The sequence below is a fragment of the Clostridium sp. LS3 genome (genome assembly GCF_055330225.1).
The window spans coordinates 107,308-132,185 of record NZ_CM143921.1 but is presented as its reverse complement, the minus strand read 5'-3'; the positions used below and the strand labels follow the sequence as shown (position 1 = coordinate 132,185).

Genomic DNA, 24,878 nt, shown 5'->3' with positions numbered 1-24,878 from the left:
ATGGTTTCTTCTTTATAATAATAAAAAAAATCTCTATATAGGTATATTAAGACCTATATAGAGACGTATTATACGTGTTACCACTCTATTTCATACTTATTTCGCAATAAATATCTCAATAGGTGAAATTTATTCACCTTGCAATATAACGGTTGCTACCGTATTCCTCTAACTTAATAAGCTCAAAGAATCTGCTCCAAGTCCATATTCATGAAGATTACTGTCACTAGCTTTCACCTTGCCTAGTTCTCTTTTAGACTATATTTCTTCACTACTCTTCTCTTCACTGCATTTTCCATTTATTATTATGATATTCTATATTAAAAATACTGTCAATTATTTTTAACAATTCACTCTTTATCAAACTTTTTCTTTATTATATTATCTATCATCAATCTTGATAAAACAACCATAAATAAATTAAATGCTAATAAAAAAGTAAAAGCACTTTCTCCAATTATAAATAATAATACTGCATTAACTATAAATAGTAATGTTCCTACAGATCCATTTAACTTAGCCACTAACTTATTTGAATATTCCCATGCTAAGCTACTTTGTGTTGAATATTTATTTTTATATCCTATTTTCATATCTGGATACTTTGTAGATTTGGATTCGTACAATCCTCCTACAATAAACAAACCTAATGGTATTATTTCTGTTAATACTAAATAAACCCAAAAATTCATATAATCAATCCTTATTAAACATATTTGTAATATTTATATTTTATAATAGTAATAACTATATCTGCAATATATATTTATAAGTATGTAGTTACTAATTAAAATTAATTAGTAACTACATACCTATAAATATAATACTCAAATTAAAAATACGTACTATTTCATATAGTCTTATAATTTTAAGTCATATTTATAACACTAACCTTATATAAGTTATATGCTATAATATTATAAAAAAGATTGGAGTTGATACTGTGAGAAAATTTGACTTACCTCATATTGGTTATAGAAATATTAAAACAGCTCTTTCTATTTTAATTTGCCTAATATTTTGGCCGAATTCTCTTTTTGCTGCAATTGCAGCTGTAATCTGTGTACAAGACACAGTAGAAAACTCAGTTAAAACAGGCCTTAATAGATTAATAGGTACATTACTCGGTGGTATTCTAGGCGTTCTTTTACTTTTTACAATAAATAAATTTAATTTATCATCATTCTCTGCAATAATAGCTGCAATTGGTGTATCTTTAATTATTTATTTGTGTAATCTAGTAAAAAAGCCAGCTGCCTGCTCTATTGCTTCTATTGTTTTAATTGGTATTATTATATCACCTAATTATGATAGTCCATTAATTTACTCTTTTAGAAGAACTATAGAGACAGCTTTTGGAATAATGATTGCAATTGTTATTAATAAATACATTAACCCACCAGAATATACTAAAACTAATGAAATTAATTCATCACAAGACGATAAAACTAATGAAATCAAATGATATTATAAATATTAAGGAGAACAACATATGAACTTTACTATCCCTAAAGTTGGACTTAGAACTATTAAAACTGCAATTTCAGTATTTTTATGTTTATTGCTATTTCCTCACGAGCCATTTTTTGCTTGCTTAACTGCTGTTATCTGTCTTCAGAGTACTGTTTCAAACTCAGTTAAAATGGCCATAAATAGGGGTGTTGGAACAATAGTTGGAGCAGCTATAGGATTATTATTTTTAATTCTGTGTAGATATTTCAAGTTTAATATTGAATCCGACATTTTAAGCAAATTATTGATTTACTTTACTATAGCTATAGGCATAATAGCAGTTATATACTCATGTAACTTAATAAAGAAGCCAGGAGCAATTAATGTATCTTGCATAGCCTTTCTTGGTGTAACAACTATTCATGCCTTTTCTGATCCAATTTTTTATGCAGTTAATAGAACTGTAGAAACTCTTTTTGGTATTTTTATAGCTTTACTAGTTAATAAGTTTATAGTTCCACCAAAAGAATAGTATATAATTTAATAAAAAATGGACAATTTCCAATTGTCCATTTTTTATTTTCAATTGTTATATTTCTCTAGTTTCATTCTTTAAGAAATCTATCTCTTCTTTATTTAAATATTGATTTAACTTTTCAAATACAGTCTTATGGTAATTATTTAGCCATACTTTTTCTTCTGATGTTAGCATTTCTACAACTACTCCATTTAAATCTATAGGGCAATATGATATAGTTTGAAATTTATAAAACTCACCAAACTCTTCTGATTTAATATCTTTAACTACTAAAAGAGTATTTTCTATCCTTATTCCATGCTTTCCTTCTTTGTACACTCCTGGTTCATTAGTTATTATCATACCAGGCTCTAATACCGTTGTGTTTCCCTCCGGTCTTATTCCTTGCGGCCCTTCATGTACATTTAAGAAATATCCAACTCCATGACCTGTTCCACACTTGTAGTCAATACCGTATTCCCAAAGAGGTCTTCTTGCTAATATATCTAAGTTCATTCCAGTGGAACCCTTTAAAAATATAGCTTTACATAAAGCTATATGTCCTTTTAATACTAATGTGAAATCTCTTTTTTCTTCTTCAGATACCTTTCCTAAAATGAAAGTTCTTGTTATATCTGTTGTTCCATCAAGGTATTGTCCGCCAGAATCTAAAAGGAACATACCCTCTTGTCTTAATTCATAATCAGTTGCTTCCGTTGCTGAATAATGCATCATTGCTGCATGCTCCTTATACCCAGCTATAGTACCAAAGCTATCTCCTTTATAATTTTCTCCCTCTGCTCTAAGGCTAGTTAATCTTTTACTTGCAGATATTTCTGTTATTTTCTCTTTTCCTATATTGTCCTTTAGCCATTTTATAAATCTAACCATGGCAACACCATCTCTAACTTGAGAATTCTCTATATTGTTTATTTCAACTTCATTTTTTATTGCCTTTAGTCTTGTTGTTATATTAACTTCATCTATTATTTCTATATCTTTACTTAAACATGAATATATTTTAGCATTCAATTTATTAGGATCTATTATAGTTGTTTCATTTATTAATTTAACATGATTTTCTATTTCATCATAATCATATATGTTAAATCTCTGAGATATTAAACTTTCCTTTGTTATATCATCAACCTTTTGCTTATCTATATATAAATTAGCATACTTTTCATTAACAATAATGTATGAAAGTGCTACAGGATTAAACTTAACATCATTTCCTCTTATATTACATAACCAGGCTATATCATCTAAAGATGATATTATATAATTTTTAGCCTTTTTTTCTCCCATATGAGTTCTCACTTCTTCTAACTTCTTTGAAGAAGACTTACCTGAATATTCCTCATCATGTATAAATATTTTATTTTTAGGAAGTTCGCTTCTTGTTAACCAAACTTCTTTTAACAAATCATTATCCATATTTATATGGAATCCAACATTTTTTGCTATCTTTAAGAAGCTCTTATATTGATTTACCGAAAATAATCTTCCATCAAATCCCAATACCTCTCCTAATTTAATATTTTTTTCAATCCACTCTTCAATAGTTGGATATCCTATTGTCCTCATTTTCATAAGTGATATTCCACTTCCAATTAATTCTTTATCAGCCTGAATAAAGTACCTTCCATCAGTCCATAAATAAGCAGAGCTTAACCCCACTAAAAGAGTACCTGCTGAGCCAGTAAAACCTGATATAAACTCTCTTCCTTTAAAATAGTCAGATACATATTCACTTTGATGAGAATCACTACTTGGAATAATATAGTAGTCAATATTTTTTATTTTCATTACTTCCCTAAGTTTATCTAAATTGCTCATATTAAATGCCCCCTTAATAATTTTATATTTATAATTATACCCTATATACTTTATGAGATTCCATATATTCATTTAATTCTAAATATATTATATTTTCTGAAAACTCGTTGATTTACCTAAGTTTTTTATATATAATCTAAATGATGTATAAAAAAGGGGGAGCTTACATGGGAGACTTATTAAAATTTAAAAACTTTATAATTGAAGCGAAGAAAAATACTTATGCTTCAGGTGCTAAAAAAGAAACACCTTCTAGGCCAAACTCAAAGGACTATGCCTATAAAAAATTTAATTACTATTATCTAGATAGCCATCTAGGTGATAGAGAATTTATAGGAGAGGAATTAGTTTGGGAAAACGAAAAGGTTTCCTGGGGAATGAATTATAAAGGACAAGTTCTTGTTGATGAATTACCTTCAGGATTTAATAAATTTTTAAAGAAATCTTTAAAAAATGTATCCGATGATTGTCCGTTTAGAGGACCTAAATATTTTAAAGAAGATGATTTTACATATCAATGCAATTGGGATGGTGATTTAGCTTCTTTTAATGGAGTTGAATCAATATCACATAATGGAATTGAAATATTTAAGCTCTACTTTCATGGTGGAAGTCTAAAATAAATATCATTTGTTTTAAAGTAAAAGAAGCTTTACAAATAACTAAATTTATTTGTAAAGCTTCTTTTCATACTCTTAATAGTTATAAGTATATATAAATATCCATTAATAATTATAACCTAAATATATCTTATTATTATTTTGCTTCTTCTACACTCTTACCTAATATTTGGATTCCTACATATACTGCTAATATAGATATAGGTAGTACAATATACCAAGCTAATCCAAAACCCGCTGGAATATATCCAAATAAAATTGTAATTGCAGCTATAAATAGTGAATACCACATTTGAGTGTTAACATGAGCAATATGATTACAACCTGCTCCCATTGATGAAAGTATTGTAGTATCTGATATTGGTGAACAGTGATCTCCAAAAATAGCTCCAGTTAAAACAGCACTTGTACTAACTATTACATAGCTCATATCTGGATTCATTGAATAAGCTAGTGGAATTGCAAGTGGCATTAGTATTCCCATTGTTCCATAAGCCGTTCCTGTTGCAAAAGAAATAACTGCACCTAAGGTAAATATTAAACTTGGAAGCAAGAAATTTGGTAGTGATCCTGAAAGTAATGAAACTAGATATTTAGCAGTTCCTAAATCCTTTATTACAGAACTTAGTGACCAAGCCAATAATAAAATTACTCCTGTTATAAGTAATGGTTTCATACCATCTATCCATGTTTCTATAGCTTCAGAAACAGTAAATATTTTCTTAGATACTCCCATTATAATTGATACTATACTTGCTATTAATGCTGATTGGAATAATGCTACTGATGCATCTGATGCACTAAATGCTTCTTGTATAGCCTTAAATGATACTGGTGAATTAGTCATTATATTTTGAATGGCAACATCTTCACCACCAATTATTACTGTATAACCACTAAAATAGAAACATATTAATGAAGCTATAACCAAAACACCTATTGGTATTATAGCATTCCATATACTTAACTCTACACCTTCTTTTGGTTCAAGGTCTGAATGATCTAAGTTAGAATCTGATGCAACTTCATCAACATTAGAGTTTAACCCTCTTTTTCTTGCCTCTACTTCTGCCTTATACATAGGACCAAAATCCTTTAATAAAACTGAAGTAATAAGTACAAAAACTAATATTAGTATATTATAAAATCTATATGGTATAGTTTGTAAAAACACTCCAAAAGCATCAACTTCTTGCCCTATTCCATTTATAAAAGCATCATTTATTAGCCCTACTTCTAATCCTATCCAAGTAGATACAATAGCTAAGCCTGCTATTGGTGCTGCTGTTGCATCTATTATAAAGGCTAGTCTTTCTCTTGATATTTTCATCTTATCTGATACTGGCTTCATTATAGGACCAACTATTAATGAATTTGCATAGTCATCAAAAAATACAGCTAACCCTAATAATAATGTAACTAATTGTGTGCTTCTAGCATTCTTAGCCCTTCTTGCTAACGCTTCTGCAACAGCCTTAGCTCCCCCCATTTTAGCAACTAAGTGTATAACTCCCCCTATAACTAATACCTGAAGAATTATACCTGCATTCCATGGATCAGATAATGAGTTTAAAACTCTAGATACAAAATCTAAAAAAGATTGTGTAACTGCTCCAAGAAAAGTATTATCAACTAATTGAACTAAAAATGTACCTGATAAAGTTCCGATAAACAAAGATATAATAACATTCTTTGTTATAAATGCTAAAACTATTGCTACCACCGGCGGTATCAAAGTTAATAATCCGTAATGATTTGCATTAGATGTAGATTGATCTACCTCTGCTGCGAAAACTATTGATGTTGACATTAAAATCATCATCATAGTCATTAATATTAATCTTAGATTTCTTTTATTATTCATAATGCTCCCCCTATATATTTCATGAATAATTTAAGGGCAGAAATTAAAAAGAGCCTTGAGTTTTCACTCAAGGCTATAGATACACTTTAATTAATATTCTAAATAAAGTTAAAAATCCTCAAGCGATAGCTCACCACAAATTAAGTTTGTGACAGTGTTACACATATTTTGTGAAACCCCAGCCATATGATATTAAAGCATTAATCATACGCTTCGGCGATAATTCCTTTTCTATTAAATCAAAGTGCTTACCTCATTAATAGTACTATTAATTATCGCGCCTCTACCCTTGTCGTTATTCATATTTAATTTATAGGATTATTATACAATTTTTCACTAGTTAAATCAACCTTTAATCCCAGGCTTAATTCTCTTTAACTTATCTATTAGCCATAAATTCTTCTATTTCCTCTACTGTCTTAATCATTTCTTTAGTTAATACTTCATTTCCGTTATCTGTTATTAAAATATCATCTTCTATTCTTATTCCTATACCTTCATTTTCTATGTATATTCCGGGCTCAACAGTATATACCATTCCAGCTTCAAAGGTTACATCCCTATTTTCTAACTCTATATCATGAGTATCCATACCCAAGCTATGACCTATACTATGATAATAAAATTGAGATACATCTTCCTTTTTAGAAATTAATCCAAGAGATATACATTCCTCTGCAACCCACTCTTTAGCCTTATTATTTAAATCTATGAATTTAACTCCTGGCTTCATTTCTTTAATAACTTTTTCATTTACTCTAAGAACTGCATTATAAACTTCTTTTTGTCTTTCAGTAAACTTTCCATTAATAGGGAAGGTTCTTGATATATCACCATTATAATATTTATATTGAGCGCCTAAATCAAATAATATTAAGTCCCCATCCCTTAATTCTGAGTCGTTATTTACATAATGTAAAACAGTTGCATTTTTCCCTGCTGCTGCAATAGTTTTAAATGCAAAGTCTTTTACACCATTTTTCTTACAAATAAAATCAAAGTAAGCTTCAAGTTCGTACTCTTTTATGCCCGGCTTAGAATTTTTCATTAATTCTTTTACACCTTCTATAGTAATTTCTATAGCTTTCTTAATCCTACTAATTTCTTCTTCAGTTTTTATAAGTCTTAAATTTCCTATAATCTTATATGCATTTTTAATACTTACATTATAATATTTTTTCTTAATTTCATTTATATACTTATATGATGGATTATCTTTTTCTAAATCTAAATATATATTTATGTCTTCTTTATTAATTAATATTTTTTCTATAAACCCGTTAAAATCACCTAAGTACTTAACATCTTCTATATCACAAATGTCTAATACTTCTTCTTTTCTAATAGTTTTACCTTCCCATTTTTCTGTAATAGGATTTATCTCTTTTATAAATAAATGTTCATTAGTTTTTCCATTTATTTTCGATAAAACTAAAATATGCTTTTCTTCATCTATTCCTGTTAAATAATAAAAATTTCTATTTGGTGTAAAAGGATATTTTTCGTCTGCAGTTTTCTTTGGCGAATTACCTGCAAATAATATTAGTAAAGAATTATCTTTAATGTTTTCTAAAACCTTATTTCTATTATTCTTATAAAACTCTTTATTCATAAATTCACTCCCTCTTATTTATTCCATAGCTAACACTTTAACACTGACTACATTTGCTAACCCTCTTAAAGTATTAACTAAGTGCTTTAAATCTTTTTTCATATTAGATATATCTAATGTTATGGTTACATTTGCAGCCATATTTATAGGTATATCTTGATTTATTGTTAGTATATTTCCCTTATTAAAAGCTATACAATCTAAAACTTTAGATAAAGTTCCAGCTTCATGAGATAATAAGACAATTAATGTTATCTTTTTACTATTTATCCCCTCTGACATAGGGAAAATATAATCTTTGTATTTATAAAAGGTACTTCTACTTATTCCTGCTTGCTTTACAGCTTCGCTGATATCCTTTGCCTTTCCAATAAGAAGGTTTTCTTTAACCTCTAAAACTTTTTTAAAAACCTCTGGTAGTACCTTACCATTAACTATATAAAATTTTTCTGAAGCCACTAAATCACCTACCCTATAAAAATTAAAAAGCTATATAATTTATAATTATATAACTTTTTAAAAATAAAATACATATTATTAGTGATGTTATTTATATGTGAATCTTATTTGATTTCTTTATTCTAACAAAAAATGTTTTTAAAAGTGAAATCAATATAGATATAACTCCTCCCAAAGCAAAGCATAGCTGAACATTATCTATAAATAAACCAACTAATACTCCAATTCCTACTCCATATGCTAGAAATATAGCTAAAACTTTTATTTCTTCGTCTGACAAAAATAACCTGTCATTCCACTCCATCTCTAAAACACTTCCCTCCCTTTTTCTATACTATTATTATAGGATATTTTACTATATAACTAGTTACAAAATTATTACGTCTTTATTAAAATTTGTTAAATTTTAAAAGTAAATTTTAGTTTAATAAATTTTCTATAATATGAATTTGCTTACTAAAAAAATAGCTGCTATTATTGCCGTTAAATCTGCTAATATAGCTGCCCATAATGTATGTCTAATTTTTTTAATTTGAACAGCTCCAAAATAAACTGTTATTGTATAAAATATAGTTTCTGTAGTGCCCATAATTACCGAAGCTATTAAACCTATAGCTGTATCAGGTCCATATGTTTTTAATATATCCGTTAAAATACCCATTGCCCCGCTTCCAGATAAGGGTTTTACTAAAACTAATGGTATTACTTCTTTAGGTAACCCTACTACTCTACCTATTGGAGATATAAAATTGTTTAATATATCTAACAATTTAGCTTCTCTAAATATATGAACAGCTATAATCATAGCTAATAAATATGGAAATATGTTTAAACAAACTTGTAATCCTTCTTTTGCTCCTTCTATAAACCATTCATACACCTTTCGTCCTTTAAACATTCCATAGGTAATAATTATTACAACTATTATAGGAATGATACTTTTTGTTAAATACTGAAACATTCTAAATCACTCCTTTTAAAAGTACTTCTGTAAGATTTTACAGCAAATAACTCCCATTACAGCTGCAGTGGTACTTGCTAATATAGCGGGTAATATTATTGCCCCTGGATTACTTGAGCCACAAGCAGCTCTTATAGATATAATGGTTGAAGGTACCAATTGTATACAAGCTGCATTTAAAACTAAGAATAATGCCATGTCATTTGATGCAGTTCCTTTTTCTTTATTAAGTCTATCCATTTCTTGCATAGCTTTTATTCCAAATGGAGTTGCAGCATTGCCAAGTCCCATCATATTAGCTGTTATATTCATAACTATAGCTCCTAATGCTTTTTCATCTTTTGCAGCTTCCTTAAATATTAGTTTCAAAATTGGTCTTAGAACCTTTGCTAGTTTATTAGTAAATCCACTTTTTTCTGCTACTTTCATAACTCCGCACCAAAAACACATCAGCCCAACTAATCCTACAATAAGAGATACCGTTGAATCTGCTGAAGTTATTATTGATTTAGATATTACCTCCCCATTTCCAGTAAATAATCCTACAAGTATTCCTAGAAATATCATTATGAACCAGATATAATTTATCAAAATTTCACCCCTTATGAATTACTTATACAATATATGCCTTGCATCAAATATTTATTAGTGATAGGATAAATATATATAATACTAATTATGTTTATATACATAAAGGAGACGAAATATGAAGGAATCAAACTTAAAATTAGCTCAAAAAGATATTGATGACGCTCTAAAAACTGTAGAAGATATGGTAAGTGTAATAGATAACGCCGATCTTCCTAAGGATGTATTAAAAGAAAAATTTGTTACGCTAACAGAAAAGGTTCAAGAATTAGAAGAAATACTAAAAACTGAAGGAATTCTATAAAGTTTATAATAAAAAAGTTCGCCTATGTAGATTTTGCTTATTCCGTCGCTTCTCTTCAAGTCATCGCAAAATTACATAGGTGAACTTTAAATCTGAAGGAAGGAAATTATAAAAAGTTATTCACAGAGTAAATTTTTTATAATTTCCTAAAAAATAAAATAAAAATTGACTATATAAAATTAATTTTATATAGTCAATTTTTATACCCATAACTCACATTTTTAATTGATTAGATAACCCATTTCTAATCTTATAAATCATACACTCATATTTTCTCTTACACACAGTTGAAATTTGAAAACGTTTAATAACTTATTTTTATTATATCATGGTTTTTATTTCCTGGCAATATATGATTTAAAAAAATAAAAATGTAGTGGTAAGACCACTACATTTTTATCTTATTTTTATTTACAACTTTCTCTTTCAACTAATTCATAATCAAGAATAAATTGTGATTCATCTAGTTCCTTTTTATTCAACATTTTTATAAGCATTCTCATAGCTACTGATCCCATATCATAACTAGGTTGCTTTATTGTTGTTATCTTTGGATAAAATACTGAGGAAACTGCGTTATCATTAAATCCTATAACGCTTACATCTTCTGGAACTTTTTTACCACGTTCTCTTAATGCATTTATTACTCCCATAGCAATTTCGTCTGAAGCGCAAACTACTGCACTATATTCCTTTTTGCTATTTTCGAATTTTTCAACTGCTTCGTATCCAGTACCAACCTTTAAGTTTTTTGTGTACACTAGATTATCATCTAATTTAATACCTCTATCATTTAAGGCATTTTCATAACCTATGTATCTATCTCCCCAAGCGTTCATACTACCTTTTTTAGCTCCTGCAAATGCTATGTTTTTTAAACCTTTATCAATAAGATAGTTTGTAGCTTCTTGCATAGCTTTTACGTTATCTATTGTTACGCTAGGTAAACTTTCTTCCTTATCTTTAGTTTCAACTAAAACTGTAGTTAAATCTAACTCATTTATTATATCCAAAGTTTCTTCTTGTAGTGATGAACTCATATATATAACTCCATCAACCATCTTTTCTTTAAGTACTCTTAAATATTCTTTTTCCTTTTCGTCATCAAAATCAGAGTTGCATAATATTACATTGTAATCATAAATATTTGCAACATCCTCAGCTCCTCTAACTATTTCTGGGTAAAAACCACTTGAAATATCAGGAACTAAAATTCCTACTGTCTTTGTCTTTTGCGTTTTTAAGCTTCTTGCTACTATATTAGGTCTATATCCTAGCTTTTTTATTGCATCTAAAACCTTCTTTTTTGTGTCCTCGTTTACAACATCTATGTCATTTAGAACTCTAGAAACAGTAGCAATAGAAACACCCGCTTCTCTAGCAACATCTTTTATAGAAGTAGCCATACCAACATCACTCCATTTTTATTTTATAGTCTTTTATCCCTATTCTAACTATATATTATACTCTTTAACGGTAATTAATACAACATTCAAGGATTTTCTTTATAAAAATTTATTATAATAGAGTGAAAAAGTTAGAAGTTTAACCAAAACTTCTAACTTTTTAATCTATTTTATAATTTATCCTAATACCTCAACTGTCATATTTAGCTTTTCTCCATTTATAACAGTTTCAATATAATCAACTTCTGCATCTATCATAATCTCTTGAGTTAATGTTTCTCTTTTAATTATATCAGAATACTTATTAGCAACTTCTAATAACATATCATTTCCTGATATATATAGTTTTATCTTATCTGATACTTCAAAACCTTTTTCTTTTCTCATATTTTGAACCTTAGATATTATTTCTCTTAAATGACCTTCTTCTTTAAGCTCTTCTGTAATAGTTGTGTCAAGAACAACCCCAATTTGACCCTCACCAGCAAAAGCATATCCTTCTAGTCCTTGCATTGTTACTAAAACACTTTCACTATTTAAAACTATTTCCGTTCCATCTACTACTATAGTTTCAGTTCCACCATTTTGAAGCTTTTGAGCAAGCTCCATTTGATTTCTTGAAGCTATTTCTTTTCTTATTCCTGGAATAAGCTTTCCATAAGCTCTTCCTAATACAGGTAAGTTAGGCTTAATTTCAAAGTTAACATATTGTGAAAGATCTGCTCCAAACTCTACTGCCTTTATGTTAAGTTCATCTTTTATAATATCACCATAATATTCTGGAATAGCATCTGTTGATAATAGCATCTTTGAAAGTGGCTGTCTATTCTTAATATTAGATCCATTTCTAGCACTTCTTCCAAGTTTAACTATTGTGTAAGCTAAATTCATTTCTTCTTCTAAATTTTTATCAATAGCATTTTCTTTAACTTCTGGCCATGTACATAAGTGAACACTTTCTGTAGCATTTTCATCTAAGTTAACTACTAGGTTTTGATAAATCTCTTCTGATATAAATGGTACAAATGGAGATGTAACTCTAACTAATGTAGTTAATACCCTATATAATGTTACATAAGCACCAATTTTATCATCAGTTAATTCTTCTGACCAATATCTAGCTCTATTTCTTCTTACATACCAATTAGATAATTCATCAGTAAACTCTTCGATAGCTAACGCAGCTGGAGTTATTTGGTATGAATTTAAGTTATCATCTACATCTTTAATTAAAGTATTAAGCTTAGACATTATCCATTTATCCATTACATTTTCTGATTCAAAATCAGAATATTTTAATGGATTAAATTGATCTAACTCAGCATATAATACATAGAATGAATATACATTCCATAATGTACTTAAGAACTTTCTTTGAGCTTCTGAAACATCATCTACTGAGAATCTAGTTGGAAGCCATGGAGCACTTGCAGTATAGAAATGCCATCTAGTTGCATCTGCACCTTGAGCATCTAATACTTCAAATGGATCTACAACATTTCCCTTTGATTTAGACATCTTTAAGCCCTTCTTATCTAGAACGTGACCTAAAACTATACAATTTTCAAAAGGATTAGTATCAAATATAGCTGTTGAAATAGCTAATAATGTATAGAACCATCCTCTTGTTTGGTCAACAGCTTCTGATATAAATTGAGCTGGGAAGTTCTTCTCAAATAATTCCTTATTCTCAAATGGATAATGTAATTGCGCAAACGGCATTGAACCTGAATCAAACCAACAGTCAATAACTTCAGCTGTTCTTGTCATCTCTTTACTACACTTAGAACATTTTAAATGTATATTGTCTATATATGGCTTGTGAAGTTCTATATCTTCTGGAACATTAATTCCTTTTTTCTTTAAATCTTCTATGCTTCCTATACATTCCTTATGGCCACATTCACATTCCCAAATAGGAAGTGGAGTTCCCCAGTATCTATCTCTAGAAATACCCCAGTCAATAACATTTTCTAAGAACTTACCAAATCTACCTGTTCTTATGTTATCTGGATACCAATTAACCTTATTATTATTTTCTAAAAGCTTATCTCTTAAAGTTGTCATTGCAACAAACCAGCTCTCTCTTGGATAGTAAAGAAGTGGTGTGTCACATCTCCAACAATGTGGATATGAGTGAGTGTGCTTTTCTGCTTTAAATAGTTGATTATGTTCTTCTAAGTATTTAACTATACTTTCATCACACTTCTTAACAAACTTACCAGCCCAAGGAGTTACTTCTTCAACAAAGTTACCACTAGCATCAACTAAGTTTATAAAAGCAATTCCATTTTTCTTTGCAACTAAACTATCGTCTTCGCCATAAGCTGGAGCTATATGAACTATACCAGTACCATCTGATAATGTTACGTAATCACCATGAATTACTTCAAATGCCTTACCTTCAACTTTTCCAAATGGAAGTAATTGCTCATATTTAGTTCCAAGTAATTCTGTACCTTTAAATTCTTTTATTATTTCAAAATCTTCCCCTAATACTTTTGCTGCTAAATCCTTAGCTACTACTAATATTTCATCATTAACTTTAGCTTCAACATAAGTGTATGATTGATTTATACATAATGCTAAATTTGATGGAAGTGTCCATGGAGTTGTCGTCCAAGCTAGTATATACTTATTTTCTTCTCCTACAACTTTAAATTTAGCTATTGCAGTTAAGTCCTTAACATCTTTATATCCTTGTGATACTTCATGTGATGAAAGACCTGTTCCACATCTTGGGCAATAAGGCATAACCTTATGACCTTTATATAGAAGTCCTTTGTTCCACATTTGACTTAAAGCCCACCAAACTGATTCAATATATGGATTATGATAAGTAACATATGGATCTTCCATATCAACCCAGTATCCAATTTGTTCAGTCATTTTTTCCCACATATTAACGTAAGTAAAAACTGACTCTTTACATTCTGTTACAAATTTTTCTACACCATAATCTTCAATTTGATCTTTTCCTGAAATACCAAGCTTCTTTTCTATTTCAAGTTCAACTGGAAGTCCATGAGTATCCCAACCAGCTTTTCTTATAACCTTATATCCCTTCATTACCTTATATCTTGGGATTATATCCTTCATAACCCTTGTTAAAATGTGACCTACGTGAGGTCTTCCATTTGCTGTTGGAGGACCATCATAAAATGTGAAATATTCTCCATCTTGATTCATATCAAAATTCTTTTTGATAACATTATTTTCTTTCCAAAGGTCTGCTACTTCTTTTTCCATACCAACAAACCCCTTTGGTAATTCAACCTTTTTGTACATATATAAACTCCCTTCTGTTGATTAATTTATATTAAAAGCTACTAAAGCTTTAAGGTTTTACTTAAATAATATAAACTATTCTTAAGTTATATCTTAGATTATTAACTATAGATAGTTAATTATTCACAACCTAGTTGTTAATAGGTAATATAACTATTTAAGTATATAAAAAAAACTTCGCCCAATAGGACGAAGATAATTCGCTATACCACCTAAGGTTAGAGGTTCCCCATAAATATAATTCATATTTGGAAACTCTTTATTTCGAGTACAATCATACTCTATCCTTTAACGCAGGCTAACGTGAAAAACTTAATCAGTAATTTATAACCTTTCAGCCTCAAACTCCTAGGTGATTTTCATTAGTCTTCTCTATGACTTTACACCAACCAGTCACTCTCTTAAAGTATCTAACTAAGTACTTCTCCTAATCATAGCTTTTAAATATTTAATAAAATAATATAAATATAATCATTATGTTAATAATAATTATATTCTACTACAAAGTAAAATAATATAAAAGATTATATTGAAGAATATTTTATATTATTTTTCACAAAATAATAATATAACTATTTGTTTAGATATTAAAAATTAACTAATAATTTTTATCAATTAGTATTGACTTCCTACAAAAGCAGATATATAATGTAAACATAAAGAATAAACATTAAATTTATTTTTTATCCCCTTTATTTTCCTTAGTAAAATTCTTATTAATATTAGGAGGAAAACTAAATGGAAAATAACTTAAACGAACAAGTCCTTGATAAGATTACTAAAGTTTGTACTTGCAAGGCAATACCAAGATCCAAAATAAAAGATGCAATCAAAGCCGGAGCTCACACTGTAGAACAAGTTTCTAAGGCAACAGGAGCTTGTACAGGTGGATGCAGAGGCTACAGATGTACCCCTACAATCCAAAATTTGATTGATAAACATCTGGAAAATAACTAATATAGTTCCCCCAAACTATATTAGCATATAGATTATATCTCCCCTAAAACCACCTGTTATGAAATCAGGTGGTTTTTTACTCTTTAAAAAATTCTAATGGATAATCCACAATTTTTAAAAGTATCTTTACTTATATCAATATGTTCTAATTCCTTATTTTTATAATTATCTTTTGTTATACTTTCACAAGTTAATTTATCTATTGTATTTTCCACATACTTTCTTATTCTTCTTGGAGTTGGTATAACAATTGCCTTAAATATCATATATATCTCCCCAAATAATTGCTTTATACTATAATTATATTTGTGTTTATATTTAATATTCATTTAAATATAACTTTCAGTATTTTTAGTTGCATTTATATAACAAATATATACTAAAATTTTAATTATGCTATAATCTTATAAGAGTTATTATGGAAGGAGCTAATTTAATGGCAAGTAAATTCTATTTACATAAAGGAAAAAATAAAAGAGCTGAACAAGGAAGACCTTGGATATATGTTGATGAAATAAATGAATATGATGGAGATTATGAAAATGGAGATATAGTTGAAGTATATAACCATAAAGGATTCTTCATTGGCAAAGGTTATATAAATGATAGAAGTAAAATAACTATAAGAATAATGACTAATGATATTAATGAAGAAATAGATGAGGAATTTTTTAAAAAGAGATTTTCCAATGCCTTTGAATATAGAAAAACAGTTATAGACACATCATCTTGCAGATTCATCTTTGGAGAAGCTGATTTTTTACCTGGTCTTACAGTAGATAAATTTGAAGATTACTATGTAATTCAAATTTCTACTTTAGGAATGGATCAATATAGAGATATAATAGTAAAAATTTTAGTTGATGAGTATGGTGCTAAAGGTGTTTATGAAAGAAGTGATATTAAGACAAGAGAAATTGAAGGCCTTGAACAGACGAAAGGCTTCTTAACAGAACCATTTGATACAAATATTCAAATAGTAGAAAATGGAGTTAAATACATAGTTGATTTAGAAAACGGACAAAAAACTGGTTTCTTCTTAGACCAAAAAGAAAATAGAGCTGCTATGCATAGAATTTGTAAAGATAAAGAGGTTTTAGATTGCTTTACTCACACAGGTTCCTTTGCTTTAAATGCTGGTATTGCTGGAGCTAAGTCAGTTCTTGGTATAGATGTATCTCAGCACGCAGTAGATTGTGCAAGAAGAAATGCTGAACTTAATAACCTACAAGATACCGTTAAGTTTGAATGTCATAACGCCTTTGATGTCCTTGGAGAATGGTCAAGAGAAGGTAAACAATTTGATGTAGTTATATTAGATCCACCAGCATTTACAAAATCAAGAAATACAATTAAATCTGCCATTAGAGGTTATAAAGAGATAAATCTTAGAGGACTAAAGATGGTTAAGTCAGGTGGATACTTTGCAACATGCTCCTGCTCACATTATATGAGTGAAGAACAACTTAAAAAGACAGTTCTAGAAGCCGCACATGATGCTAGAAGAACATTAAGACAAGTAGAAATTAGAACTCAGTCTGCTGACCATCCAATACTTTGGAATTCAGATGAATCATATTACTTAAAGTTCTTTATATTCCAAGTAATTTAACTTATTTACTATTACTCTAGATAATATTATGTTTATACCGCAACTGGTAGATATCAGCTTATAATTAAAGATACCTTTTAAAATAATAGCTCCTTATTAGTAATAATTTATATTCCAATTATTACTAATAAGGAGCTATTTTAATTAGATAAAAAACTATTTTTTACTCTCTCATTAAATAAATTACCTTTATATTTAAATTGCTTTTAGTGAATAGTTGAAAAATGTATTTCTATAATGTTTTTAATAATTAATTAATGAAATCATTACTTTAATATAGAATTTATTTTTTCATATAAAGGGCCTTCCATTGAGTTATTTAAATTACCATAATATAATTTATTTTCATAAGATAAAATACAACCTATAAACTCTGCATCTTGAGTATTTAGATAATTTCCATAAATATAATAAATTTTATCTACTTTATCAAAATCATCTTTATTATATTTAACTTCACCATATTTTTCTTCCAACTTTATTAAAGTATCTTTATCAATTTGTATCTGTGTTTCTTTACCTACATCGCCTTCACATAAAGCAAAATAAGAATAATTTTCAAAAATATCATTAATCAATTTAGGATTTTCTAAAAATTCTGCTTTTGAATAAAATCTTGAATCATCTCCTAAAGTTTTTATATGGGTGTTACCTGAATCTGTTCTATCTGAAACTATTTGATGGTCCATAATTAAATAAACAAAAAAGCTCATATTTTCAGGTTCTACAGTACCTAAAGGTTCTGATTTTAATTCCTCAGGAAATTTAAATCTTGATGGGAAATATATGTTTCCATTAAACTCCACAGGGGCATACTTCAAACTATTACTTGTCAGCATTTTAGCAACTATTTTTTTACTTTTAAATCTTCCTTCTTTGTTATAATTAAATCCAATTACTACAGCAAAACAAATAATAAAAGCTCCTATGGCTACTATTGACATCATGCCTTTTCTCTTATTAATAATTTTAATCTCCCCCTTATGCTAATTTAATACAAAGCTATCCCCACTTTACTTAAATTTTTCAAATTCTTCTGCATATAGATTTATATATCCACAATCTAAACACATATATTTTCTAATTTTTGAGTTTTTCGGATTTATTGTTATCTTTTTAGGAATTTCTATTGCTGTAAAAGCTCCTTTTAGTACAATTTCTATTTCTTTTAGGTTTTGTGATTTGCAAGCACTACATATTCTCATAATTTTCTCCTTCTCACTATAATTAAATCATATGCAATTTAAATATTAGCTCCTACCTAAGTATTAAACATCATTTTACTTTATTATGATACCAAGTACAAATAGCATTAAATATAATCTTCGGGAGAAATATTATTGCAAATCCAGTAATATTAACTAAATTATAAGTACTAATACTAAGAGCAAAAACAAATGTTATTATAAACAATATCACATAATATTTTTTTATCTTGTTTCATATGCATTTCCCCCTGTACCATGTCACATAAATGGTTGAAACCATAAATCATCTATAGTTCCAGCTGTTCCTAATTTAATTTCAGTTGCAATAGTTATTCCCAAAGCACCTAGGACAACAGCTGATTTTCCATATGCCAATGAAGTACCTACTGCTTATAAAGCTCCAATCATAAAATTTCTAATGTAACAGTTCCTCCATCATCAACATACTCCATTTCATCTCTATAAATTTTCACATAGTTATTTGGTAATTGTAAAGCGTATTCTCTTTTTAAAACAAATGTACTCATTTTCATCTATATTATATATTTATTTTTAAAAGAATTTTAGTTTCTTATAAATAACTAACAAACATTTATATACTTAGTTCGCTATGTTTATTAAATTTCACTTTATCTAATTTTCTTTTAATGAAATTTAAATAAATCTATAATTATATTTGATTAATTAAACCTACTCCTTGGACTTTATATAAGAAGTCATTTAATCTTTAACTAAACCTAACTCCTCTAAGTTCTAAAATGTATTTTATATAAGTTATTTTTTCATAAAGCTCTTCTTTTGTATAGGAAACACTATAAGTAGACCATAAATTTGCCAGGAGATGTGATTCCTATTATCCCTAATATAAATGTAACTAAATAAAATATTTTAGTAAATTTTATTTTATTCTTTAAGCTTTTCTCTATTAATAAGTATATTTTGAATAATGTAAAATATGTAACATAATCCATAGATTTCACCTTTACTAAATTTCCACCGAAGCATTATATACTACATCTAGAGGATCAATATATTTATCAAAAATATTCCCCTTAAAATCTCCTCCGATGCAAGCAACTAAACCACTTGCAAACTTACTCGTTAAAAGATTGCCTCCTTTTATTCCTAAAATTCCAAATCCTTTAACAATAGCAGAAATTAGCTTCATTTTAATGAATATGATGCGCATATGGTTCTTAGATATAGTAAGCCCACCACCTAAAAATGCTCTTAACGTGTTAAATATGCATTTTCCGAGAACTCTCCCTATTTCAATTTCTTTTCTAATAAATATAAACCTATAATTGGAATAATAAAGTATCCCATTATAACTGCTAATGCACTATAGCTAATAACTTTATCAATTAAAATTATTGCTATACAATATACTCCGCCTATTTTACATATTTTTTTTGTATTTTCAATTAATATACCTTCATTCATATTTTCATTGCTATCGTTAAGTTTTTTTAAATCTTTTTTCACAAAATAATTTAACATTTTTTTTGGAGAAATAACCAATATTACTCCAAATATCAAAGTAAAAATTTTAATAACATTATAAATTAAATCCATATTAAATTCCAATATATTACTCCTCCACCCACAATAATATAAATAAATCATTGAAGATTATTTTATAATCTTCAATGATTTATTCTTTTTTATAAATTATATAATATTCTTAATAATATACTGTGTCTAGATAATCTAGTCTTCCATTTCCCGGATCTCTATCTATACTATCTAGATAATTAGCTAAATGATCACCAAAATTCCACCAACTCCCAGTAAAATTACTTGCAACATTTGCTATACCAACTGCTGATAAAACCCCTCCCATTGCTTTAGATGCTGCCTTTCCAACTAGCTCCATACCTTTTCCTACTAATCCTCCAGTAAAATACCAACCAAAAGCATTTACTGGAACTGATACTAATCTCTTATCAATACTTTTTTCAATAACATGTGCTGTAGGTCCACCACCATCAACATACTCCATTTCATCTCTATCAATTTCTACATAACTATTTGGTAATTGTAATGCATATTCTCTTTTTAATTCAAATGCACTCATTTTTTCCCCTCCATTTTATACATATATTTATTTTAAAAGAATTTTAGATTTTTGTAAATAATTAACAAACATTTATATAATTCGCGCGCTATGTCTATTAAATTTTACTCTATTTAATTTTCTTTTAATGCAATTTAATTAAATCTATACTTATATTTGATTAATTAACTTATTCCTTCAATTTTATGCGAGAAGGAATTTCATCTTTAGCTAAATTTAATTCCTATAAGTTCTAAAATATATTTCATATAAGTAATTTTTTCATACTTAACCCTTGTTTCTGTTACCATTCCTATAGTTAAATTAACCCGTTCTCCCTTAGAATCTTCTAAATAGGTTTTATCTGGTTTAACTTTAACTTTAAAAAATATATTTCCTTTTTCGTTATCTATAGTTGCATCTTCATCAATACTAATTACTTTTCCTAGTATTGTTCCGTATTCTGACTGAAGTAGACCACCAACAGCTAAAGAAACTTCATCACCTACATGTATTCTTGGCCTATCACTAGATGGTAACATAGTTTCTACAATTAATTCTTCTTCTTTGCTTGTTATTGTTCCTATTAATGTTCCCCCTTGAAGTACCATCCCTGATGTTAATGGTGTATTTAAATGTACTGTTCCACTTTTTTGTGCAACTACTTGGTATTGACCTTTTCCTTTTTCTAAAGCCTCTTTTTGAGCTATTAGCTTTGAAAGCTCTACTTCATATTGATTTCTTTCGTTTGTAAATTCTGAAATAGTCTTATAATAATGCTCATCAGATTTATTTTTTTGCGTTTTAGCATATTCCTCAATTTGTTTATCTTCAAGTCCTTGTTTTTTTAAATATTCCTTATCTACATTAAACTCTTTTCTAGCTATATAAGCTGCAGTTAATTTATTATAAAATTCACTTTCTACATCACTATATCTATCGAAATAATTTGTTCCATTTGTTGCATTTTCTTCAGCCTTTTTTAAAAGCTCAATTCTTCTACTAAAGGTATCTATTTGTGCATTTATTTGTTCTAATTGAAGCTCTGACTCAACTCCATTAGTTGTAAATAATACATCTCCTTCTTTTATTTGTGTACCTTCACTTATAAAAACATCTTTTATTTCTCCAGACCCTTTAGTCATAATATGAGATTTGTTTTCTGAAACTACTAACCCTTGTCCCTTAACCATATATGTTTTAACAGATTTATTTGCCCAAAATAGCCCTGTTATTATTAACGCTGTAACTATTGAGATAATATAATTCATAAAGGCTGGAGGTTTTCTATCATAAAGTATTTTACTATCAGTAATTTCATTTAGGTTATATACTTTCAAGTAACTCTCCACCTTTCATACATTCCATAAATACATCAGCTACTATATTCTCTTCTTCTTTTTTAACAAAAACTGTATAGGAATCACCATTTAACTTAATATTATTTTCAAAGGCATATACTCCTAACTTTTGATAAGCAAACTGTAAGTTTTCTTCTTTTTCAGTAAACCTTGCAAATAAGCAATTAGTTACTCTTAATTGCGATTGTAATTCATAAGGCTTTTCTACATTATGAATTGGATTTTTTAATTGAACCATTAGCTTTATTATTACTTTGGGTTGTCCATTCTCATTTAATTCCACTGATGAATAATTTATCATTGGCCCAAGAGTAGAATTACCTTTTGATTTTATATGGCTATCCATCATATAAGCAATTTGATTTATATCAATTAATTCATTCTCACTTACTTTTCTAATTAATACATTATTAAGTTTTAAGGTTTTATTTTCCCTTAATGCTATTTTTTCAATTGTATTCATACTCTTCAACATCCTCTAAAATATTTTCTTCTACTTTAATACTTTTAGGTTCTGCAACTGGATTATCTTTAAATATTATTTCCTTTTCTTCTAAAGACCCTACTTGACTTACATAAAGCTTATAATAATAACCTTTTTTCTTTAATAAACTTTCATGGTCTCCTTTTTCAACTACTTTTCCTTTATCCATAACATAAATTATGTCACAGCTTCTTATGGTTGAAAGTCTATGGGCTATAATTAACATTGTTATATTTTTACCTTTTTTAAATAAAGTATCGAATATTTTAGCTTCACTTATAAAGTCTAAGTTACTTGTTGCTTCATCTAATATTAAGAAGCTTGGCTTTTTTATTAATGCCCTTGCTAGTGCAATTCTTTGCTTTTCTCCACCAGAAAGTCCTCCCCCAGCTTCTTCTAGGAAGGTTACATATTTTTCAGGTAACTTTTCAACAAATTCTCTACAACCTGCATTTTCGCAAGCTGCTTTAATTTCCTCATAGCTTGCATTAGCTTTTCCTAAAGTTATATTTTCTTTAATAGAACCTGAAAACAACTCTACATTTTGTGGAACATATGAAATATTTTCTCTTAAGTTATATAAGTCCAATTCTTCTATATTGTATCCATTAATATTTATTTTTCCTTCTTCAGGAGTATAGTATTTTAATAAAAGCTTAGATATAGTTGTCTTACCACTTCCTGATTCTCCAACTAATGCTACCTTTTTTCCTTTAGGTATTTTTATACTTATATCTTTTAACACTGGAGATCTGCTTCCATATCTAAAGGTAATATCATTTAATTCTATATCTCCATCTATTTTTTCTAATTTTACTTTTTCAACCTCATTATCATCTTGTTCTTTTTCAACTTCATATATTTCCGAAATTCTCTTTAATGAAATACTAGCCTCTTGAATACTTAACTGAAGACCTATAAGTCTTCCAATTGGATCCATAAAATATCCTGAAAGAGTTGAAAATGCCATAAGACTACCTAAAGTAATATCTCCATTCATAATCATCCTAGCCCCTATGTACATAAGAACAAGATTTCCTACTGTTGATACGGCTCCTGATATTGAGCCTTGAATATTTGATAAAACTCCTTCTTTAAAAGCAATTTTTAAATTTCTAATATACTCTACTTCTAATTTTTCAATACTTTTTTCCTCTGCTGCATGAACCTTTATAGTTTCTATGCCCTTTAAGCTTTCTATAATATGACTATTTAATCTAGCTCCTGCCTCCATTTGTTCTAAGTTAATTTTTTTATAAGGACCCTTAAAGATGTAAATTAATGCTGCGCTTATTATTGTTAATACTAAAATAACTATAAATAATTTTTCATTCATTACATAAAGTATGGATGCAGAAACAGTTGCCAGTACAATATCCATTATTAAAGATAATGATACTGATGTTAATATATTCTTAATTGTAAACGCATCGCTAAATCTAGTAAGAATATCTCCGACCTTTCTTGCTCCGAAAAATTTCATAGGCAATTTATATACATGCTTAAAGTATCCTAATAATAATGGAATATCTATTTTTTGAGATAGGTATAAAAGCATATGTTGCCTTATTGCCCCTAATCCTATTTGAGTTATTCCTAAAAGTAAGAATCCTATAACGAATATATTTAACTGATTTTTCAAATTATATGGTAATATTTCATCCATAAGTATTTTATTGAAAAATGCAGACGCTATTCCTAAAACTGTAAGTATTACAGAAGCTATTATGCTATATATAAAAAGTGACTTTTGAGGAGTCAATAATTGAATAAACTTAGATAAAATTCCTTGACCCTTTATCTTACCAGGGTTAAATTCATTGTTTGGAATTAATAACAGTAAGACTCCATCAAATGTTTTAAAAAATTCATCTATATTCTTTTTTTCCTTTCCCTTTGCAGGATCTAATATTATTACATCCTCTTTTTTAACTTTATGTACTATAACAAAATGACTTAGTCCTTCTTTTGTAATAATATGAGCAATTGCTGGAAGTGTATATTTACCTTTAAATCCTTCTTTATCAACTCTAATTGCTCTAGTATCAAAGCCTAATCTTTTAGCTCCACTTTCTAACCCAGCTAAAGTTGTCCCCTTTATATCTGTACCAAGTATATCTCTTAATTTTGTTATAGTTATTTCTTTTTTGTAATACATGCAAATTGTAGCTAGACATGCAGCTGCACAATCTGTCATATCATGTTGTTTAACTAAATAATTTTCACCTCTCATAAAAGTAAATTCTCCTTACCGTCGGATTTCCAATAACTATTTTCTTTAATCTCTATA

The 24,878-nt window shown here is 28.2% G+C and carries 25 protein-coding genes, 1 riboswitch and 2 other annotated features; of the genes, 6 read left to right on the top strand and 19 right to left on the bottom strand.

Annotated features, from left to right (window positions below):
* Positions 1-56: 56 nt before the first annotated feature.
* Positions 57-296, bottom strand: a binding site (T-box leader).
* Positions 297-350: 54 nt separating this feature from the next.
* The gene (locus tag ACZJV1_RS00610; RefSeq protein WP_463651110.1) at positions 351-692 is read right to left on the bottom strand and encodes an SdpI family protein; all 342 of its coding nucleotides are present in this window, start codon (positions 690-692) and stop codon (positions 351-353) included.
* Between the two features lie 251 nt (positions 693-943).
* Here ACZJV1_RS00610 and ACZJV1_RS00605 point away from each other — a divergent pair, with 251 nt between their 5' ends.
* Both ACZJV1_RS00605 and ACZJV1_RS00600 read left to right on the top strand, forming a co-directional pair.
* The gene (locus ACZJV1_RS00605) at positions 944-1,465 is read left to right on the top strand and encodes an FUSC family protein (RefSeq protein WP_463651109.1); all 522 of its coding nucleotides are present in this window, start codon (positions 944-946) and stop codon (positions 1,463-1,465) included.
* A gap of 27 nt (positions 1,466-1,492) precedes the next feature.
* The gene (locus ACZJV1_RS00600; protein WP_411169431.1) at positions 1,493-1,984 is read left to right on the top strand and encodes an FUSC family protein; all 492 of its coding nucleotides are present in this window, start codon (positions 1,493-1,495) and stop codon (positions 1,982-1,984) included.
* Positions 1,985-2,041: 57 nt separating this feature from the next.
* Here ACZJV1_RS00600 and ACZJV1_RS00595 read toward each other — a convergent pair whose 3' ends face one another.
* A complete protein-coding gene (locus ACZJV1_RS00595; RefSeq protein ID WP_463651108.1) occupies positions 2,042-3,808 on the bottom strand; it encodes an aminopeptidase P family protein in 1,767 nt (588 codons plus the stop codon).
* 167 nt (positions 3,809-3,975) lie between these two features.
* Here ACZJV1_RS00595 and ACZJV1_RS00590 point away from each other — a divergent pair, with 167 nt between their 5' ends.
* The gene (locus ACZJV1_RS00590; RefSeq protein ID WP_411169429.1) at positions 3,976-4,431 is read left to right on the top strand and encodes a DUF5680 domain-containing protein; all 456 of its coding nucleotides are present in this window, start codon (positions 3,976-3,978) and stop codon (positions 4,429-4,431) included.
* A gap of 133 nt (positions 4,432-4,564) precedes the next feature.
* On the opposite strand, the gene ACZJV1_RS00585 is transcribed toward ACZJV1_RS00590, so the two are convergent.
* From ACZJV1_RS00585 to ACZJV1_RS00560, 6 genes are all read right to left on the bottom strand, one after another.
* The gene (locus ACZJV1_RS00585; protein ID WP_463651107.1) at positions 4,565-6,292 is read right to left on the bottom strand and encodes a Na+/H+ antiporter NhaC family protein; all 1,728 of its coding nucleotides are present in this window, start codon (positions 6,290-6,292) and stop codon (positions 4,565-4,567) included.
* Between the two features lie 118 nt (positions 6,293-6,410).
* Positions 6,411-6,586, bottom strand: a riboswitch (Lysine riboswitch).
* An 85-nt stretch (positions 6,587-6,671) separates the two neighbouring features.
* A complete protein-coding gene (locus tag ACZJV1_RS00580; RefSeq protein ID WP_463651106.1) occupies positions 6,672-7,904 on the bottom strand; it encodes an aminopeptidase P family protein in 1,233 nt (410 codons plus the stop codon).
* A gap of 18 nt (positions 7,905-7,922) precedes the next feature.
* Positions 7,923-8,363, bottom strand: a complete 441-nt coding sequence (locus ACZJV1_RS00575; RefSeq protein WP_411169426.1) for an ACT domain-containing protein — start codon at positions 8,361-8,363, stop codon at positions 7,923-7,925.
* A 91-nt stretch (positions 8,364-8,454) separates the two neighbouring features.
* Positions 8,455-8,667 (bottom strand): hypothetical protein, encoded by a 213-nt coding sequence (locus ACZJV1_RS00570; protein ID WP_411169425.1) that lies wholly within the window; start codon positions 8,665-8,667, stop codon positions 8,455-8,457.
* 132 nt (positions 8,668-8,799) lie between these two features.
* A complete protein-coding gene (locus ACZJV1_RS00565) occupies positions 8,800-9,324 on the bottom strand; it encodes a spore maturation protein (RefSeq protein ID WP_411169424.1) in 525 nt (174 codons plus the stop codon).
* A 15-nt stretch (positions 9,325-9,339) separates the two neighbouring features.
* Positions 9,340-9,915, bottom strand: a complete 576-nt coding sequence (locus ACZJV1_RS00560) for a nucleoside recognition domain-containing protein (protein WP_411169423.1) — start codon at positions 9,913-9,915, stop codon at positions 9,340-9,342.
* Positions 9,916-10,030: 115 nt separating this feature from the next.
* On the opposite strand from ACZJV1_RS00560, the gene ACZJV1_RS00555 reads away from it, so the two are divergent.
* On the top strand, positions 10,031-10,216 hold the full coding sequence (locus ACZJV1_RS00555; protein ID WP_411169422.1) for a hypothetical protein: 186 nt from the start codon (positions 10,031-10,033) through the stop codon (positions 10,214-10,216).
* 407 nt (positions 10,217-10,623) lie between these two features.
* Here the strand turns inward: ACZJV1_RS00555 and ACZJV1_RS00550 are convergent, their stop codons facing one another.
* Positions 10,624-11,622 (bottom strand): LacI family DNA-binding transcriptional regulator, encoded by a 999-nt coding sequence (locus tag ACZJV1_RS00550; RefSeq protein ID WP_411169421.1) that lies wholly within the window; start codon positions 11,620-11,622, stop codon positions 10,624-10,626.
* A gap of 177 nt (positions 11,623-11,799) precedes the next feature.
* On the bottom strand, positions 11,800-14,910 hold the full coding sequence (gene ileS, locus ACZJV1_RS00545; protein WP_463651105.1) for an isoleucine--tRNA ligase: 3,111 nt from the start codon (positions 14,908-14,910) through the stop codon (positions 11,800-11,802).
* A gap of 182 nt (positions 14,911-15,092) precedes the next feature.
* Positions 15,093-15,354, bottom strand: a binding site (T-box leader).
* Positions 15,355-15,648: 294 nt separating this feature from the next.
* Here ileS and ACZJV1_RS00540 point away from each other — a divergent pair.
* The gene (locus tag ACZJV1_RS00540) at positions 15,649-15,867 is read left to right on the top strand and encodes a (2Fe-2S)-binding protein (RefSeq protein ID WP_016206921.1); all 219 of its coding nucleotides are present in this window, start codon (positions 15,649-15,651) and stop codon (positions 15,865-15,867) included.
* 83 nt (positions 15,868-15,950) lie between these two features.
* Here ACZJV1_RS00540 and ACZJV1_RS00535 read toward each other — a convergent pair whose 3' ends face one another.
* The gene (locus ACZJV1_RS00535; RefSeq protein ID WP_460288524.1) at positions 15,951-16,133 is read right to left on the bottom strand and encodes a hypothetical protein; all 183 of its coding nucleotides are present in this window, start codon (positions 16,131-16,133) and stop codon (positions 15,951-15,953) included.
* Positions 16,134-16,303: 170 nt separating this feature from the next.
* Between ACZJV1_RS00535 and ACZJV1_RS00530 the strand changes: the two genes are divergently transcribed.
* The gene (locus tag ACZJV1_RS00530; RefSeq protein ID WP_463651104.1) at positions 16,304-17,479 is read left to right on the top strand and encodes a class I SAM-dependent rRNA methyltransferase; all 1,176 of its coding nucleotides are present in this window, start codon (positions 16,304-16,306) and stop codon (positions 17,477-17,479) included.
* A 266-nt stretch (positions 17,480-17,745) separates the two neighbouring features.
* Here ACZJV1_RS00530 and ACZJV1_RS00525 read toward each other — a convergent pair whose 3' ends face one another.
* The 8 genes from ACZJV1_RS00525 to ACZJV1_RS00490 all read right to left on the bottom strand — a co-directional run bounded on the left by ACZJV1_RS00525 (position 17,746) and on the right by ACZJV1_RS00490 (position 24,821).
* A complete protein-coding gene (locus tag ACZJV1_RS00525) occupies positions 17,746-18,426 on the bottom strand; it encodes a hypothetical protein (RefSeq protein ID WP_463651103.1) in 681 nt (226 codons plus the stop codon).
* A gap of 66 nt (positions 18,427-18,492) precedes the next feature.
* Positions 18,493-18,684 carry a hypothetical protein gene (locus tag ACZJV1_RS00520; protein ID WP_463651102.1) on the bottom strand — a complete coding sequence of 64 codons (192 nt, stop codon included), beginning with the start codon at positions 18,682-18,684 and terminating at the stop codon, positions 18,493-18,495.
* A 407-nt stretch (positions 18,685-19,091) separates the two neighbouring features.
* Positions 19,092-19,214: a hypothetical protein gene (locus ACZJV1_RS00515; protein ID WP_463651101.1), complete on the bottom strand. Its 123-nt coding sequence runs from the start codon at positions 19,212-19,214 to the stop codon at positions 19,092-19,094.
* Positions 19,215-19,953: 739 nt separating this feature from the next.
* Positions 19,954-20,274, bottom strand: a complete 321-nt coding sequence (locus ACZJV1_RS00510; protein WP_463651100.1) for a hypothetical protein — start codon at positions 20,272-20,274, stop codon at positions 19,954-19,956.
* 97 nt (positions 20,275-20,371) lie between these two features.
* Positions 20,372-20,764, bottom strand: coding sequence for a hypothetical protein (locus ACZJV1_RS00505; RefSeq protein ID WP_463651099.1), 393 nt, complete (start codon positions 20,762-20,764; stop codon positions 20,372-20,374).
* Positions 20,765-20,970: 206 nt separating this feature from the next.
* Entirely contained in the window at positions 20,971-22,083 is a 1,113-nt protein-coding gene (locus ACZJV1_RS00500; protein WP_463651098.1) for an HlyD family secretion protein, read from the bottom strand.
* Positions 22,070-22,567 (bottom strand): hypothetical protein, encoded by a 498-nt coding sequence (locus tag ACZJV1_RS00495; protein ID WP_463651097.1) that lies wholly within the window; start codon positions 22,565-22,567, stop codon positions 22,070-22,072. Before ACZJV1_RS00495 ends, ACZJV1_RS00500 begins: the two co-directional genes overlap by 14 nt.
* Positions 22,554-24,821 carry a peptidase domain-containing ABC transporter gene (locus tag ACZJV1_RS00490; protein ID WP_463651095.1) on the bottom strand — a complete coding sequence of 756 codons (2,268 nt, stop codon included), beginning with the start codon at positions 24,819-24,821 and terminating at the stop codon, positions 22,554-22,556. The genes ACZJV1_RS00495 and ACZJV1_RS00490 overlap by 14 nt, the downstream gene beginning before the upstream one ends.
* Between the last annotated feature and the right edge of the window lie 57 nt (positions 24,822-24,878).